The following is a 218-nucleotide window of genomic DNA, read 5'->3' as shown; positions in this document are numbered from 1 at the left end:
CGCTGCACCGTGGGGGGGTGGGAGACCGCGATGTGGGTCGGCCGCTGCGGCGAGTGCCAGGCCTGGGGCTCGGTCGCCGCGGCCGCCCTCGCCCCCCCGCCGCGCCCGGCGGCGACGCCGGTGACCACCGCCGCCGTGCCGATCGGCCAGGTCGCGGTCGAGGACGCCGCCCACCGCTCCAGCGGTGTGCCCGAGCTCGACCGCGTGCTCGGCGGGGG

The 218-nt window shown here is 81.7% G+C and carries 1 pseudogene; it reads left to right on the top strand.

The window, feature by feature from the left end:
* Positions 1-218 (top strand): annotated as a pseudogene (locus QWY29_RS20775) (DNA repair protein RadA); the annotation flags it as partial.

It is taken from the genome of Nocardioides abyssi (assembly GCF_030412915.1).
Classification (GTDB): domain Bacteria; phylum Actinomycetota; class Actinomycetes; order Propionibacteriales; family Nocardioidaceae; genus Nocardioides; species Nocardioides abyssi.
This window is presented reverse-complemented; position numbering and strand designations above follow the sequence as displayed.